The organism is Ruegeria sp. G12 (assembly GCF_056533565.1).
In genome coordinates this window covers 32,057-45,312 of sequence record NZ_JBQFOO010000008.1, presented here as the reverse complement: position 1 = coordinate 45,312, position 13,256 = coordinate 32,057, and the positions used below count along the sequence as shown (strand labels likewise).

Sequence of the window (13,256 nt, the reverse complement as noted above, 5' to 3'; positions counted from 1 at the left end):
TCGACCTTTCAGGTTATGAACATGACGCCGCCGGAGGCCCCTGAGGATGGTAAAAACCAGCCGAGGGTAAAGCCCCCGGCGGCGTCCGTTTGTGCGCGTGACACTCTGACCGTTCTGCAGAAACGGTCGGATTTCCTGAAAGCTGCGCGTGCGCGCAGGCAGGGCACATCCTCGATGATGGTACAGGCCCGCAAACGTGCACCCGATGAGGCCCCGGGCATTCGTGTGGGGTTCACCTGTTCCAAGAAAGTCGGCAACGCAGTCGCCCGCAACCGCGCCAAACGCCGGTTGCGCGAGGCCGCGCGGGCCGCTCTGCCCGCGCACGGGCTGGACGGCTGGGATTACGTACTGATCGGCCGGGCCGAGGTCACGGCTAACCGCCCCTTTGACGCCCTGCTCGGCGATCTGAAATACGCGCTGCGCAAGCTGCACGACACCGGGAAATGACGCCGTTTGCCCATATCCTTGCCCTACCTGTCCGGGCCTATCGGCTGATCTTCAGCCCCTGGGTCGGGTTCAATTGCCGCTACCAGCCCACATGTTCCGCCTATGCGCTGGAGGCCCTGGAGAAACACGGCCCCATCAAAGGCGCATGGTTGGCCGCTCGCAGGATAGGGCGCTGCCACCCTTGGGGCGGCGATGGCTATGATCCGGTGCCGGATCGCAAGGACTGAACCGCCTCAGACCAGCGCCAGATTGCCGCGATCCGTGCGCGCCCGGGTCGGAATGACCTCACGGTCCAGACTACCCATAAAGGTGTGATACAGGTCTTCGTAGAACCTCGGCGCATCGAAGTACCAGCTATGCGAGGCGGATTTCCCGTCCGGATAACTGTCTTTGGTCTTCTTGTAGAACGCGCCGCAATACAGGTTCACAGCCTTGTCTGCACGGTCCTCGGGCAAACCGACCCGCCCGGCCCGGCGCGAGACGCCGATCCGTTTGATTTCCGAAACCGACAGCGCCTCATCAAACGGGCTGTAATAGCAAGTCAATCGTATACTGCGGCGCAACAGGGATGAGGTTTTGGGGTTCCCGTCCCGGAAGGATTTCGACGACACATCCGCCGCCACAAAGGCGACCTGGCTGGTGGTCCAACTGGTCTGCGCCGTAGCGTGGTCGTCATCGGCATAATCCATCGCCTCGCGTACCAGATAGGTGCCCATGGAATGGGCCAGCACGTGAATGTTGTACCGGCAATCCGCTGTCTGCATGCGGGACAACCGGTTGATACCGTGCACAAACAGCTTGTCCGCCGACCGCCGCGCCTCGGCCCGGTCCGAGTTATAGCCCAAGACAGATCCGTCGCTAGGCCAGTCATAGCTGATAACGACGCCCTTGAAACCGTGCGCCTCAAGCCCTTTGCGGATTTTGCGGTGGCGTTCCAGCATCTCGAACTGCTCAGTATTGAAGCCATGCACAAAGACGACGATATGGCCCTTGTCCTCGTCGGTTGCCCCCGCCGCGGCCTGAACATCGCGAAGCCAGTCCGAGACCCGGACCTCGTGTTTTCGCGCGGGCTGTTTCGCAGTACCGGGGATGGCCAGATACCGCGCCGCGCCCAGTTTGTTCGAATACCCATCGCCCCTGCGGGCACGGACGGAAAAGAAATAGTCCATGAATTCGCTCCTGCCTGAAATGCGGGTGTCCTACCACATCCGGCGCACATCCCCAAACCGGCACCATCGGCCTTGCCCGTTCCGCCCATGCGCTGTAACCACGGCCCATGTTTGATGAAGCAAACGATATCCACCCGCTGTTTGCCGGCGCGCCCTCGACCACCGAGTTCAAGAAGCTGCGCAAGCGCATCGTGCGTCAGACCCGTGAGGCCATCGAGCAGTACGGGATGATCGAACGCGGTGAGGGAAAACCGCCGCGCTGGCTGGTCTGCCTGTCGGGCGGCAAGGACAGCTACACCCTGCTGGCCGTACTGCATGAGTTGAAATGGCGCGGATTGCTGCCGGTCGATCTGCTGGCCTGCAATTTGGATCAGGGCCAGCCAGGCTTTCCGGCAACCATCCTGCCCGAGTTTCTGGAGCGCATGGGCGTGCGCCATCGCATCGAATATCAGGACACCTATTCAGTCGTCATGGACAAGGTCCCGCAGGGCCGGACCTATTGCGCGCTCTGCTCGCGCCTGCGGCGGGGCAACCTGTACCGCATTGCGCGGGAAGAGGGCTGTTCGGCGGTCGTGCTGGGCCATCACCGCGACGATATCCTTGAGACGTTCTTCATGAACCTGTTCCACGGCGGGCGTCTGGCCACCATGCCGCCCAAACTGGTGAACGAAGAGGGCGATCTGTTCGTCTACCGCCCGTTGGCCCATGTGGCCGAGGCCGATTGCGAGAAATTCGCCAACGCGATGAACTATCCCATTATCCCCTGCGATCTGTGTGGCAGTCAGGACGGGTTGCAGCGCCAGCAGGTGAAACAGATTCTGGATCAGTGGGAAAAGAACAGCCCCGGACGGCGGCAGGTCATGTTCCGGGCGCTGACAAATGCGCGGCCATCCCATCTGCTGGACCCGAAACTGTTCGATTTCGCCAATCTTGCGCTGAAATCCGGTGAAATCGACGAAAATTCAGAAGAAATTCCGCGCTTGCGTTAACGACTGACTCAGAGAGGTTTCCTAGGGTCTGCCTTGTGCGATGTCAGCCAAGGCCCGGAAACTGATGCGAAATTCCCTATTTTTTCGACGATTGGTTCGATCCCTCTCAGGTGTGTTCGACAGCCCTTCCGCGCTGGCCTTTGTGCCCGCGATCAGCCTCGGGGCCTTCTGGATAGGCGGAGAACGGGCGCTGGTGGCGGTCGCGCTGGGGCTGCCGCTGATATGGGCGGGCTCGGGCATAGCGGGGTCCCGGCCCAGAGCAACCGGTCGTGGATCATCGGGCGGGCTGCTGCCGAATGATGGCTTTGATACCGCCCTTGGGGATGTGTTCGCGGCTGCCAATCGCAGCGGTGAAACCTCAGCGTGTATTGCGCTGGCGCTGGACAGCCACAGCCAAATCATCGACCTGCACGGTCAGGCCGCCGCCGAGCATATCAACCAGCAGGTTTGCGCCCGCGTCCTTTCGGTGATCAGAACCGGGGATTTCGTGACCCGGCTGGACGGGCACAGGATCTTGATCGGTCTCAGCCTTGCGCAGCACCTGGATCTGGAGACCTGTATCCAGTTGACCGGGCGCATCCAGTCCGCGGTCGAAACCCCGGTGATGCTGAACGAAGCGGGCGTGTACCTGTCCTGCTCGATCGGGTTCTGCCTCAGCACCAACGCCACGGACGGCACGGCCAGCGACTGGAAAGAAGCCGCATTCAGCGCGTTGTTTGAGGCGCAGCAAAATGGCCCCTCGACCATTCGGGCCTACTCCGCCGAGATCAGCCGCCGGTCGAAAATCAGGACCAACTTGCGCAAGGAATTTGACTCCGCGTTGAACAACGGGGAAATCCGCCCTTGGCTCCAGCCGCAGATCTCGACCGATACAGGGCAAGTGACGGGTTTTGAGGCGCTGGCCCGCTGGGAACACGCCAGTAAGGGCGTCCTAGGGCCGCATCTGTTCCTGCCCTTTGCCGAGCAGGCCGGGCTGATGGAGCGGTTTGGCCAGGCCATCCGCGAACATGCCTTTGCCGCCATGCGCGACTGGGACCGCGCCGGAATGATCGTGCCTCGGATCGGGATCAATTTCTCATCGGACGAGTTGCGCGATCCCAGCCTGATTGACCGCCTGAAATGGGAGCTGGATCAATTCGACCTGACCCCGGACCGGCTGGCGGTTGAGGTGTTGGAAACCGTGTTCTCGCACCGTCCCGATGACGTGATCACCCGCAACGTCTCGGGTCTGGCGGCCTTGGGATGTTGCATTGATCTGGACGATTTCGGAACCGGCCACGCGTCAATTGCGTCGATCAAACGGTTCAAGGTGTGCCGGATCAAAATCGACCGCTCTTTCGTCACCAAGTCCGATCAGGACCCCAGCCAGCAGCAGCTGGCCAACGCCATTCTGACCATGGCCGACAAGTTGAATCTTGAGACCCTGGCTGAGGGGGTCGAGACATCGGGCGAACACGCTTTGATGGCCCAGTTGGGCTGCAACCATGTTCAGGGGTTCGGGATCGGCAAACCCATGCCCGTCGAAAAAACCATCGACTGGATCACTGCCCATCGCAATAAAATCGGGGGCGTCCCCAAAATCGGTCGGCAAACCGGGTAGCGGGGCGGAATTGCATCACGGAAAGCCTGTACAAGGCGAATTTACGGGCGATTCCGCTTGACCTTTGGGCCTGCACTCTGTTGAACCCTGCGGGTGTCTTTCACTGCTCAAGGTGGCTGTCCCAGATGGACGATCAGAACAAGAATCTAATCCTCGCAACCGCGCTCAGCTTCATGGTGATCCTGGTTTGGTTCGTCCTGTTCCCTCCGCCGGAACCGGCACCTACAACCGAACAGGCCGAGATCGCTGCTGTCGAGGACACCGATGTTCAGACGCCCAGCGCCTCGGGAACCGGCACTGTGGGCGAGGCAACGACTGCCGCGGAAGAAACTCTGCCCGAAGAACAGGCCCCGCGTGTGCAGATCGACACGCCGCGCCTGAAAGGCAGCCTGTCGCTGTCGGGCGGCCGCATCGACGAGCTGTTCCTGAAAGATTACAAGGTTTCCATTGATGAAGGCGCGCCCATCGTTGAGCTGCTTGCGCCGGTGGACTCCGAATCCGCCTATTACGCCCTTTACGGCTGGGCACCCGGTGCAGGGCTGGAAGGCGCAGATGTGCCCGGCCCCAACACCCTGTGGACCCTGGAACAGGGTGAAGCCTTGGGCGTGGACAGCCCCATCACCCTGCGTTGGGATAACGGCAACGGCCTGACCTTCCGCCGCACGATTTCGGTGGACGCGGATTATATGTTCTCGGTCACGCAATCCGTTGAAAACGGCACACAGGCCGAAGTTGGGATGGCACCGTATGGCATTCTCGCCCGCCATGGGATCGGCGAGGATGGCGATCTGCCGGGTCTGAAAAACTTCTTCATTCTGCATGAAGGCGTGATCGGCATGGCCGATGGCACCCTGTCCGAGGTCGACTACGGCGACGTGCGCGATTTCGACATCGACCCGAACGAACGCGCCCAGGCCGAGGTGTATCAGGTCAAGCAGGATGGCTGGATCGGCTTCACCGATCACTACTGGATGACCACGCTGATCCCCGAACCGGGCTCGGCCTTCAAGGCGGCGGCCAAATACGACTCGCGCCGCAAAATTTACCAGACCGAAACCGTTCTGCCGACGCTGACCGTCGCCCCCGGCGCTACGGAAGAGGTCACGACACGCCTGTTTGCCGGTGCCAAAGAATGGGAGACCATTCGCGAATACCAGAAGGAAGGCGTGCAGAAATTCATCGACAGCATCGACTGGGGCTGGTTCTTCTTCCTGACCAAGCCGATCTTCTGGCTGCTGCACAACATCAACGCCCTTATTGGCAACATGGGCTGGTCGATCATCGGCCTGACTCTAATCATCAAGGCAATCCTGTTCCCGCTGGCGTTCAAATCCTACGTCTCGATGGCGAAGATGAAGGAACTGCAACCGCAGATGGAGGCCCTGAAAGAGGCCGCTGGCGACGACCGCCAGAAGATGCAGCAGGGCATGATGGAACTGTACAAGAAGGAAAAGGTGAACCCCGCCGCGGGCTGTTTGCCGATCCTGATGCAGATTCCGATCTTCTTTTCGCTGTATAAGGTGATCTTCGTCACCATCGAACTGCGTCAGGCCCCGTGGTTTGGCCCGTTCCAGGACCTGAGTGCGCCCGACCCGACCTCAATCTTCAACTTCTTCGGCTTGTTGCCCTGGGCAGCCCCGCAGCCTGAAAGCTTCATGGCGCTGATCTTCATCGGGATCCTGCCGTTGCTCTTGGGTATCTCGATGTGGCTGCAGCAAAAGCTGAACCCGGCGCCAACTGATCCGACGCAGGCGATGATCTTTGCCTGGATGCCGTGGGTCTTCATGTTCATGCTGGGTGGTTTTGCCAGCGGTCTGGTGGTGTACTGGATTGCGAACAACACGATCACCTTCACCCAGCAATACCTGATCATGCGCAGTCAGGGCTATACGCCTGATGTGTTCGGCAACATCAAGTCGGGCTTCAAGAAAACGCCAAAGACGGATGACAAATGAGCGGCGCGGTCACCAGCCTGTGGCGGCACCCGATCAAAAGCCACGGGCGCGAAAGCCTTGATCACGTCACCATGACCCCCGGGCAGACCATGCCCGGGGATCGTGTTTGGGCCGTCGCGCATGAGGCTTCGAAAGCCGATGGCTCGGAATGGGTGCCCTGCGCCAATTTCAGCCGGGGGGCCAAGGCACCCCAGCTGATGGCAATCTCGGCGCAGTTGCAGGGCGATACGGTGACGCTGCGCCACCCTGACCGCCCCGACCTGAGCTTTGAGCCGGACACCCAGCAGGATGCGTTTCTAGGTTGGGTCAAACCCTTGATGCCTGCCGATCGCGCGGCCTCGGCCCGCATCGTCCGCGTCCCCGGACGGGGTATGACGGACAGCGATTTCCCTTCGATCAGCTTGTGTAACATGGCCTCACACCGGGCAGTTGAACAGAGGCTGGGCCGCGATCTGTCCATTGTACGCTGGCGCGGCAATATCTGGTTCGACGGCCTGCCGCTTTGGGAAGAGTTCGACTGGCTGGGCCGCGACATCCGCATCGGAGAGGCCGTGTTCCGCGTCCGCGAGCGCATCACGCGCTGTCTGGCGACCACTGCCAACCCCGATACGGGTGATCGCGATGCCGACACACTGGGCGCTTTGAACAGCTGGGACCATCAGGATTTCGGCGTCTATGCCGAAGTGCTGGAGGGCGGAGTAATCCGAACCGGCGACAAGGTGCAGGTGCTATGACCCCGCTTCCGTTTCCCTTGGCCGAAGACCCCGACGAGCTGGCCAAAGAAACCGGTCGCAAGCTGTTTGCAGGCGAATCCGAATTCGTCAAAGGTGTCGTCGCCTTGGACGGCCTGCCCGCCCCCGACCGGTTGGAGGTCTGCTTTGCAGGGCGTTCGAACGTGGGCAAATCCAGCCTGATCAACGCGCTGACCGGCACCAAAGGATTGGCGCGCGCCTCGAACACGCCGGGCCGCACGCAAGAGATCAACTTTTTCACCCAAGGTCCTGAACTGTATCTGGTCGACCTGCCCGGCTATGGCTACGCCAATGCGCCGGTGAAGGTGGTCGAGAAATGGCAGCGGCTGCTGAAACAATACCTGAGCGGGCGCCAGACCCTGCGCCGGGCCTTTGTCCTGATTGATGCCCGCCACGGGGTGAAACCGGTGGATGATGAGATCATGAAGCTGCTGGACACCAGCGCTGTGACCTTTCAAGCCGTGCTGACCAAGGCCGACAAGGTGAAAGCCAAGGATCGCGCGAAAGTGCTGGATCAGGTGCGCGGCGCGTTGTCCAAACACCCGGCGGCCTTCCCCGAGATCGTGCTGACCTCATCCGAGAAAGGCGACGGCATTCCGACCCTGCGTTCAATAATCGCGCATCTGGAATAGTCACGCCAGTTCCGGTTCTCATTAAAAAGATTGATCGCCAATGTCCCGAGAACGCCGAAGGCGAGTCAGGGCATTGGCGATTCTAGGTAAACCGGAACTGCTTTAGGCTCTTGGCAGTGCCGCGCAAAGGTCCTAACACGGACTGTCAGAGGGACCTTAGCCATGAAGACACGTGAAATGAACCGGGACTGGATCGCCACCGCCGCAACCCTGAACAGCGCATTGCCCTATCTGCAACGCTATGATGGCGCGATTGTCGTCATCAAGCTGGGCGGCCACGCCATGGGTAGTGACGAGGCGATGGACAGTTTCGCACGCGACGTGGTGCTGATGCGTCAGGTCGGCGTGAACCCGGTGGTCGTGCATGGCGGCGGGCCGATGATCAACGCAATGCTGGACAAGCTGGAGATTCAATCCGAGTTCGTGAACGGCAAGCGCGTCACCGACAAGGCGACGGTGGAAGTGGTCGAGATGGTCCTGTCGGGCCTTGTGAACAAGCGCATCGTGCAGGCGATCAACCGGCAGGGCGGTACGGCGGTCGGGTTGTCGGGCAAGGATGCAAATCTGATGACTTGCGATCAGGCTGACCCGTCGTTGGGCTTTGTTGGCTCGCCCTCAGAAATGAACCCCAAGGTTCTGCACAACCTGTTCGCCCATGACGTTATTCCGGTGATTGCCCCACTGGGCGCGGGCCGGGACGGTGAGACCTTCAACATCAACGGCGACACTGCTGCCGGGGCCATTGCCTCGGCGCTAAAGGCGGACCGCCTGTTGCTGCTGACCGATGTCTCGGGCGTCAAGAACGCCGCCGGTGAGGTTGTGACCGAGCTGAAAGCCGGTCAGATCCGCGAGATGACGATGGACGGCACCATTGCAGGCGGCATGATCCCCAAGACCGAAACGGCGCTGGACGCGTTGCACAGCGGCGTGCGGGCGGTGGTCATTCTGGACGGGCGCGCGCCCAACGCGGTTCTGCTGGAGCTGTTCACCGAACACGGCGCGGGTTCGCTGATCCGGCCCGACTGATCTGATCTGCGGAGGAGAGATGACCGGACATCCCCCACCCTCCTCTTACATGGCGGCAATCAGCTACGGCTGGGTGGGACGCGCCGCGCATCAGGCCGGTCTGATCGTCATGGGCGCGACCCATCCGCGTATCAGCGGTGCCAAGGGGCTGGACGGGGGGACCCTCGTCCTTCTGGGCGCGGGATCGGCGTTTTGGCCCGTTCTGAAAGCCTCGCCCGAATGGCAAGGCCCCGATCCGGTGGACCGCTGGTCCAGCCGTGTTGTTGGCGGCATGGCGCAAACGCTGGGCGCGCAGGCCCATTTCCCCTTTGGCGGGCCGCCTTACGCTCCGTTCATCGACTGGGCACTAAAATCCGGACGCACGTTCAGTAGTCCGGTTGGCGCGTTGGTGCATGACACGGTCGGCATGATGATCTCATACCGGGGCGCGCTGCATTTTACGCAAGAGTTCGACATTCCCGAACCGGTGGCCCAATCGCCCTGCACGGGCTGCCCGGCCCCCTGCACGACAGCCTGCCCGGTTGGGGCGTTGAATGCCGAGGCTTTTTACAGCGTCGACGCCTGCCACGACCATCTTAACACACCCGAGGGGCAAAGCTGCATGACTGGCGGTTGCCTGGCCCGGCTGGCCTGCCCGCTCAGCGCCGGGGCGGGCCGCGATCCGGAACAATCCGCCCACCATATGAAAGCGTTCCACCCGACATGACCCGCACGCTGATCCTGACTCGCCACGCAAAATCCAGTTGGGACGCCCCGGTTGCCAGCGACCATGACCGCCCGCTGAACAAGCGTGGGCGCAAGTCGGCCCCGGCCATCGGCGCGTGGCTGAAACAGAATGGCTGCCTGCCCGATGAGGTCATCAGTTCAACCTCTGCCCGGACGCGCGAGACATGGGACAGGATGGACCTGCAGGCCGCTAAGGTCAGCTTTACGCGCAATCTGTACCATGCCGGACCGGACGAGATGCTCGCCGTTCTGTCAGGCGCGGCCGGCGAAACGGTGCTGATGCTGGGGCACAATCCCGGAATCGCGGCTTTCGCACAGCACATTGTGCAGCAAGGTCCCGATCACGCTAGATTCTATGACTACCCCACCTGTGCGACCACAGTGATCCAGTTCGACATCGCGAATTGGGCGGAGGTTACATGGCACAGCGGGACGGTACTGGGGTTCGCCATCCCGCGTGAGTTGCTGGAATAGAAAAAGGCGAGGCCAAAGCCCCGCCTTCACTCGATTTCAATCGGATCAGTGGCCCAGAATCTGGCTCAGGAACAGCTTGGTCCGGTCGCTCTGCGGGTTGTTGAAGAACTCTTCCGGTTCGTTCTGTTCCACGATCTGACCAGCATCCATAAAGATCACGCGGTTGGCGACCTGACGGGCAAAGCCCATCTCGTGGGTCACGCACAGCATGGTCATACCTTCCTCGGCCAGTTCGATCATGGTGTCGAGCACCTCTTTGATCATCTCGGGGTCAAGGGCTGAGGTCGGTTCATCGAACAGCATGATGCGCGGCATCATGCACAGCGAACGGGCAATCGCCACACGCTGCTGCTGACCGCCAGACAGCATGCCCGGATACTTGTCCGCCTGTTCCGGGATTTTCACCTTTTCCAGGAAGTGCATCGCGCGCTCTTCGGCCTCTTTCTTGGGCGTCTTGCGCACCCAGATCGGGGCCAGTGTGCAGTTTTCCAGAATGGTCAGGTGCGGGAACAGGTTGAAGTGCTGGAACACCATGCCAACCTCGGACCGGATCTTGTCGATGTTCTTGAGGTCATTCGACAGCTCAATCCCATCGACGACAATCGTGCCCTGCTGGTGTTCCTCCAGCGCGTTCAGGCAGCGGATCAGGGTGGATTTCCCCGAGCCCGACGGGCCTGCAATAACGATCCGTTCGCCCTGATTGACGGTCAGATTGATGTCGCGCAGCACGTGGAACGAGCCGTACCACTTGTTCATGCCGTTGATTTCGATGGCGACCTCGTCGCTCACCTGCATTTTTGAGCGGTCGATTTCGCGTTCTACTGCAAGTTCAGACATGTGTTGAACTCCTTAACGATGATCTGTGGCAAGGCGACGCTCGAGCCACTGAGAATATTGAGAGATGCCGTAGCAGACGACGAAGAACAGAAGCGCGGCAAAGCCAAAAAGCTCCCAGTAAATGCCTTGCCATTCGGTCGACGCCAGGATGGGACCCCGGATCATGCCCACCAGATCGAACATCGAAATGACCGAAACCAGTGTGGTGTCCTTGAACAGGCCAACGGCCACGTTCACGATCCCGGGGATCGAGATCTTCAGAGCCTGCGGCAGGATGATCAGACGCATGGCCTGCGGGTAATCCAGACCCAGACTGTCTGCTGCCTCGTACTGCCCACGCGGAAGCGCTGCCAGACCGCCTCGGATCACCTCGGCGATATAGGCGGCCGAGAACATGGTGATCATGATCACGACGCGCAGGAACAGGTCGACCGTGCTGTCAGGCGGGAAGAAATAGGCCAGCATCACCGAAGCCACGAACAGCAGCGTGATCAGAGGTACGCCACGGATGAATTCGATGAAGATGACGCAGACCCACTTGATCAGCGGCATGCTGGACTGACGACCCAGCGCCAGCGCGATACCCAGCGGCACCGACAGCGACACACAAGTCACACCCAGCATCATGTTCAGCATGAAACCGCCCAGGTCACGGCTGGGAACGTAGGTCAACCAGGCGTTTTCTGACGCGCCTTCGGGGATCAGTGCCGCGCCGACATTCCAGATTATCAGTGCAATGACGATGGCACCAAAGAACCCGGCGGCAAAGCTGTTCTTACCCAGTTTCTGGAACACCGCACCCGCAGCGATACAGCCCACCAGCGCAACCAATGGCGCAAGGATCGTACCGCCCCAGATCAGCCAGAAGGCGATGAACGGGTAAAGCGCGGTAAAGATCAGCAGCTTGCGCGGTAGATCGAAGAACAGCACAGGGGCAAAGGCCACCAACATCAGCACAAAGGCCAGATTCGGGCGCCAATATTCCTCGGACGGGTATTTGAAGCCATAGATCAGTTGCGGCCAACGCTCGGTCAGAACGGCGAAACAGGCCCCCGTCTTACCTGCCAGAATCTCGCGGCATTCCGCCAGCGAGTTCGCATTCCAAACTCCATTCAGAATCCACGGTAGCGTGTTTTTCAGAATGAGGTAGATCAGGATCAGCGAGATCACCGTCAGGATCGTGTTGGCTACGCCCGAGAACAAGTTCTCGCGCATCCACTTGACCACACCGACCTCGTTTGCCGGGGGCGGTGAAGGGGGGATTGTGCCTTCTGCCACGAAGGCGATCGAATTCGTCGTTTGATCACTCATGGCTCAGCGCTCCTTCAACTTGACGGACGCGTTGTAGATGTTCATCACCATCGAAATCAGCAGCGAGGCCGTCAGGTAGAACAGCATCAGCAGCAGAACACACTCAATCGCGCGACCGGTCTGGTTCAGCGTGATACCACCCAATGTTGCGGTGATATCGGCATAGCCAACGGCAATCGCCAGCGACGAGTTCTTGGTGATGTTCAGGTACTGCGAGATCAGCGGCGGGATGATCACCCGCAGCGCCTGCGGCAGGATCACAAGGTTCATAATCCGTCCGGGACGTAGACCCAGCGCTGCGGCGGCCTCGGTCTGACCCTTGTTGATCGCCTGAATACCCGCGCGCACGTTTTCGGCGATGAAGGCACCGGTGTAGATCGACAGGGCGAACCATAGTGCGATTAGTGGTGCACCGATTTGAAGACCCCCGCGCAGATTAAAGCGGTTTGCCAAAGGATCAGGCAGGTTCCATGACAGTCCCAACAAAAACAGAACAACGATCAGCGGCAAGACCCAAATCGCGGCGTTTACCAATAGGGTATTTGGTCTGACGCCTGTTTCCTCTTGCTTAATCTGGGCGTTTTTATTCACAAACCGCGTAGAGAAATAGGACGCGACCAACACTGCAATTACAAGCAACCAGTTCGCAACGCCGCCAAAACCGCCTGTAAAGTATGGAAGCGGTACGTAAATTCCCCGGTTGGTAAAGGCAAAGAGTCCGAGCACCATTCCACGCTCGGCATCCTCACCCAAATAGGCCCTTGGTGCGGGCATCGCAGCGGTGATGATGAAGAAGATGATAAGAATCCAGATCAGAACCGGAATATTCCGGAAGATCTCGACATAAAACGCCATCAGCTTTGAGATTAGCCAGTTGTTGGACAAGCGTAGAACGCCGGCGATCACGCCAAACACGGTTGCTGTGATACAGGCCAAAAAGGCCACCAGCAGAGTGTTCAGAATGCCGACAACAGCCGCACGTCCATGCGAGGATTGGCTGTCATATTCAATGAGGCGTTGGTTGATATCGTAACCGGACGGATCGCCCAGGAACGAATAGGAAATGTTAAGGCCAGCGGCCCTGAGGTTCTGGATCAGGTTGTTGCCCAGATACCAGATACTAAGCGCAATAACGATTGCCGCAATCACCTGAAATGTCATCGAGCGATAGCGGGTATCGTTTATGAGCATCGACAACCGAAAATCAGCTTTCGGCGGGTCTGTCATAGTCGACATATTTTGGAATCCCCGTAGCCTGTGGACTGCTTTACCCCGGCGAGGTTGTCCCCGCTCTGCACCCGTCCACAGCAGTTATTAGTGAAGAGGGCGCAGGTTGCC

The 13,256-nt window shown here is 59.9% G+C and carries 14 protein-coding genes; 10 read left to right on the top strand and 4 right to left on the bottom strand.

What is annotated here, in order from left to right; all coding sequences use genetic code 11:
* Window positions 1–21: 21 nt before the first annotated feature.
* Window positions 22–447 carry a ribonuclease P protein component gene (gene rnpA, locus ACR0JN_RS17305; protein WP_480887467.1) on the top strand — a complete coding sequence of 142 codons (426 nt, stop codon included), beginning with the start codon at window positions 22–24 and terminating at the stop codon, window positions 445–447.
* On the top strand, window positions 444–674 hold the full coding sequence (gene yidD / locus ACR0JN_RS17300) for a membrane protein insertion efficiency factor YidD (protein WP_480887465.1): 231 nt from the start codon (window positions 444–446) through the stop codon (window positions 672–674). Before rnpA ends, yidD begins: the two co-directional genes overlap by 4 nt.
* 6 nt (window positions 675–680) lie before the next feature.
* Here yidD and ACR0JN_RS17295 read toward each other — a convergent pair whose 3' ends face one another.
* Entirely contained in the window at window positions 681–1,616 is a 936-nt protein-coding gene (locus ACR0JN_RS17295) for an alpha/beta fold hydrolase (RefSeq protein ID WP_480887463.1), read from the bottom strand.
* A 107-nt stretch (window positions 1,617–1,723) separates the two neighbouring features.
* On the opposite strand from ACR0JN_RS17295, the gene ttcA reads away from it, so the two are divergent.
* From ttcA to ACR0JN_RS17255, 8 genes are all read left to right on the top strand, one after another.
* Window positions 1,724–2,605 carry a tRNA 2-thiocytidine(32) synthetase TtcA gene (gene ttcA, locus ACR0JN_RS17290; protein ID WP_480887462.1) on the top strand — a complete coding sequence of 294 codons (882 nt, stop codon included), beginning with the start codon at window positions 1,724–1,726 and terminating at the stop codon, window positions 2,603–2,605.
* 64 nt (window positions 2,606–2,669) lie between these two features.
* Window positions 2,670–4,205 (top strand): putative bifunctional diguanylate cyclase/phosphodiesterase, encoded by a 1,536-nt coding sequence (locus ACR0JN_RS17285; RefSeq protein WP_480887461.1) that lies wholly within the window; start codon window positions 2,670–2,672, stop codon window positions 4,203–4,205.
* A 125-nt stretch (window positions 4,206–4,330) separates the two neighbouring features.
* Window positions 4,331–6,160 (top strand): membrane protein insertase YidC, encoded by a 1,830-nt coding sequence (gene yidC, locus ACR0JN_RS17280; protein ID WP_480887459.1) that lies wholly within the window; start codon window positions 4,331–4,333, stop codon window positions 6,158–6,160.
* The gene (locus tag ACR0JN_RS17275) at window positions 6,157–6,894 is read left to right on the top strand and encodes an MOSC domain-containing protein (protein WP_480887456.1); all 738 of its coding nucleotides are present in this window, start codon (window positions 6,157–6,159) and stop codon (window positions 6,892–6,894) included. The genes yidC and ACR0JN_RS17275 overlap by 4 nt, the downstream gene beginning before the upstream one ends.
* Entirely contained in the window at window positions 6,891–7,544 is a 654-nt protein-coding gene (gene yihA / locus ACR0JN_RS17270; RefSeq protein ID WP_480887454.1) for a ribosome biogenesis GTP-binding protein YihA/YsxC, read from the top strand. Before ACR0JN_RS17275 ends, yihA begins: the two co-directional genes overlap by 4 nt.
* A gap of 162 nt (window positions 7,545–7,706) precedes the next feature.
* A complete protein-coding gene (gene argB / locus ACR0JN_RS17265) occupies window positions 7,707–8,570 on the top strand; it encodes an acetylglutamate kinase (protein ID WP_480887451.1) in 864 nt (287 codons plus the stop codon).
* Between the two features lie 19 nt (window positions 8,571–8,589).
* Window positions 8,590–9,276, top strand: coding sequence for a ferredoxin (locus ACR0JN_RS17260; protein WP_480887450.1), 687 nt, complete (start codon window positions 8,590–8,592; stop codon window positions 9,274–9,276).
* Window positions 9,273–9,770, top strand: coding sequence for a SixA phosphatase family protein (locus ACR0JN_RS17255; RefSeq protein ID WP_480887448.1), 498 nt, complete (start codon window positions 9,273–9,275; stop codon window positions 9,768–9,770). The genes ACR0JN_RS17260 and ACR0JN_RS17255 overlap by 4 nt, the downstream gene beginning before the upstream one ends.
* A gap of 45 nt (window positions 9,771–9,815) precedes the next feature.
* Here the strand turns inward: ACR0JN_RS17255 and ACR0JN_RS17250 are convergent, their stop codons facing one another.
* From ACR0JN_RS17250 to ACR0JN_RS17240, 3 genes are read right to left on the bottom strand one after another with little or no spacing between them, the layout of a single operon-like run.
* Window positions 9,816–10,607 carry an amino acid ABC transporter ATP-binding protein gene (locus ACR0JN_RS17250; RefSeq protein ID WP_480887446.1) on the bottom strand — a complete coding sequence of 264 codons (792 nt, stop codon included), beginning with the start codon at window positions 10,605–10,607 and terminating at the stop codon, window positions 9,816–9,818.
* Between the two features lie 12 nt (window positions 10,608–10,619).
* Window positions 10,620–11,918, bottom strand: a complete 1,299-nt coding sequence (locus ACR0JN_RS17245) for an amino acid ABC transporter permease (protein WP_480818358.1) — start codon at window positions 11,916–11,918, stop codon at window positions 10,620–10,622.
* A gap of 3 nt (window positions 11,919–11,921) precedes the next feature.
* Window positions 11,922–13,154, bottom strand: a complete 1,233-nt coding sequence (locus ACR0JN_RS17240) for an amino acid ABC transporter permease (protein ID WP_480887445.1) — start codon at window positions 13,152–13,154, stop codon at window positions 11,922–11,924.
* Window positions 13,155–13,256 lie beyond the last annotated feature (102 nt).

What these genes read in the sequence shown, in the direction of transcription:
- rnpA (WP_480887467.1), top strand. Translation starts at nt 22, where the DNA reads ATGACGCCGCCGGAGGCCCCTGAGGATGGTAAAAACCAGCCGAGGGTA.
- yidD (WP_480887465.1), top strand. Translation starts at nt 444, where the DNA reads ATGACGCCGTTTGCCCATATCCTTGCCCTACCTGTCCGGGCCTATCGG.
- ACR0JN_RS17295 (WP_480887463.1), bottom strand. Translation starts at nt 1,616, where the DNA reads ATGGACTATTTCTTTTCCGTCCGTGCCCGCAGGGGCGATGGGTATTCG.
- ttcA (WP_480887462.1), top strand. Translation starts at nt 1,724, where the DNA reads ATGTTTGATGAAGCAAACGATATCCACCCGCTGTTTGCCGGCGCGCCC.
- ACR0JN_RS17285 (WP_480887461.1), top strand. Translation starts at nt 2,670, where the DNA reads ATGCGAAATTCCCTATTTTTTCGACGATTGGTTCGATCCCTCTCAGGT.
- yidC (WP_480887459.1), top strand. Translation starts at nt 4,331, where the DNA reads ATGGACGATCAGAACAAGAATCTAATCCTCGCAACCGCGCTCAGCTTC.
- ACR0JN_RS17275 (WP_480887456.1), top strand. Translation starts at nt 6,157, where the DNA reads ATGAGCGGCGCGGTCACCAGCCTGTGGCGGCACCCGATCAAAAGCCAC.
- yihA (WP_480887454.1), top strand. Translation starts at nt 6,891, where the DNA reads ATGACCCCGCTTCCGTTTCCCTTGGCCGAAGACCCCGACGAGCTGGCC.
- argB (WP_480887451.1), top strand. Translation starts at nt 7,707, where the DNA reads ATGAAGACACGTGAAATGAACCGGGACTGGATCGCCACCGCCGCAACC.
- ACR0JN_RS17260 (WP_480887450.1), top strand. Translation starts at nt 8,590, where the DNA reads ATGACCGGACATCCCCCACCCTCCTCTTACATGGCGGCAATCAGCTAC.
- ACR0JN_RS17255 (WP_480887448.1), top strand. Translation starts at nt 9,273, where the DNA reads ATGACCCGCACGCTGATCCTGACTCGCCACGCAAAATCCAGTTGGGAC.
- ACR0JN_RS17250 (WP_480887446.1), bottom strand. Translation starts at nt 10,607, where the DNA reads ATGTCTGAACTTGCAGTAGAACGCGAAATCGACCGCTCAAAAATGCAG.
- ACR0JN_RS17245 (WP_480818358.1), bottom strand. Translation starts at nt 11,918, where the DNA reads ATGAGTGATCAAACGACGAATTCGATCGCCTTCGTGGCAGAAGGCACA.
- ACR0JN_RS17240 (WP_480887445.1), bottom strand. Translation starts at nt 13,154, where the DNA reads ATGTCGACTATGACAGACCCGCCGAAAGCTGATTTTCGGTTGTCGATG.